The organism is Microbacterium sp. H6, assembly GCF_003314775.1.
Taxonomy (GTDB): Bacteria; Actinomycetota; Actinomycetes; order Actinomycetales; family Microbacteriaceae; genus Microbacterium; species Microbacterium oxydans.
Genome location: NZ_QOAY01000225.1, coordinates 1,678 through 3,036, shown reverse-complemented (window position 1 = coordinate 3,036; position 1,359 = coordinate 1,678). Strand labels below are relative to the sequence as shown.

Below are 1,359 nucleotides of genomic sequence, written 5' to 3'. Positions count from 1 at the left end.
GTCCGCGAGCAGGCCGTAGTCGACGGCCCAGGAGTCGATCCCGATGCTCTCGATCGTCGGCTCCCGCCGCACCGCCTCCGCCAGCCCGTCCACGACGTGCGCATATAGGGCGTCGAAGTCCCAGTGCAGTCCGTCCTCCCGCTCCACGGGACCGTTCGGGAAGCGGGACACGAGTTCGAGCTCGAGCCGCCCCTCCCCGATCCGCCCGATCATCACGCGGCCGCTGGTCGCCCCGAGATCGACGGCCGCGACCGCGCGCACGCTCATCGCAGGAACGCCGCGGCGACGCCGGAGTCGACCGGGATGTGCAGGCCCGTGGTGCGGCTGAGCTCGGGACCGGTCAGCACGTACACCGCGTCCGCCACGTTCTCGGGCACGACCTCGCGCTTGAGGATCGTGCGGTTGGCGTAGTACTGACCGAGGTCTTCCTCCTTGACCTCGTAGGTGGCGGCACGGTTCGCACCCCACCCGGAGGCGAAGATGCCCGAGCCGCGGACCACGCCGTCGGGGTTGATGCCGTTCACACGGATACCGTACTCGCCGAGCTCGACCGCGAGCAGCCGCACCTGGTGTGCCTGGTCGGCCTTGGTCGCGGAGTAGGCGATGTTGTTGGGTCCTGCGAAGACCGAGTTCTTCGACGAGATGTAGATGATGTCGCCGCCGAGCTTCTGGTCGATGAGCACCCGAGCGGCGGCCTTCGAGACCAGGAACGACCCCTTCGCCATCACGTCGTGCTGCAGATCCCAGTCCTTCTCCGTGGTCTCCAGCAGCGGCTTCGACAGCGAGAGCCCGGCGTTGTTGACCACGAGGTCGACGCCGCCGAAGGCGAGCACAGCCTCGTTCAACGCGGCCTGGACAGCGTCGGCATCCGCTACGTTCGCGGCGATGCCGATCGCGACATCGGTGTTCCCCAGCTCGGCGGCCGCCGCCTGCGCCTTCTCGAGGTCGAGGTCGGCGATCACGACGCACGCACCCTCGGCGGCGAGACGGGTGGCGATGGCCTTGCCGATGCCGGAGGCGGCACCGGTGACGAAGGCGATGCGTCCCTGGTGCGACTTCGGCTTCGGCATCCGCTGCAGCTTGGCCTCCTCCAGCGCCCAGTACTCGATGTCGAACTTCTCGGCATCCGAGATCGGAGCGTACGTCGAGAGCGCTTCGGCGCCGCGCATCACGTTGATCGCGTTCACATAGAACTCGCCGGCGACGCGGGCGGTCTGCTTGTTGGCCCCGTACGAGAACATGCCCACGCCGGGGATCAGCACGATGAGCGGGTCGGCGCCGCGGATGGCGGGCGACTCGGCCGTGGCATGCGCGTCGTAGTAGGCCTGGTAGTCGGTGCGGTACTGCGCGTGCAGCTCG

1 protein-coding gene and 1 pseudogene are annotated in these 1,359 nt (G+C 68.6%); both read right to left on the bottom strand.

Features of this window, described 5'->3' with window-relative positions; genetic code table 11:
* Positions 1 to 267 (bottom strand): annotated as a pseudogene (locus tag DSP71_RS24000) (rhamnulokinase); the annotation flags it as partial.
* The coding region (locus DSP71_RS23995) for an SDR family oxidoreductase (protein ID WP_258546470.1) at positions 264 to 1,359 on the bottom strand (1,096 nt) is incomplete at its 5' end. The gene DSP71_RS23995 and the pseudogene DSP71_RS24000, both read right to left, overlap by 4 nt.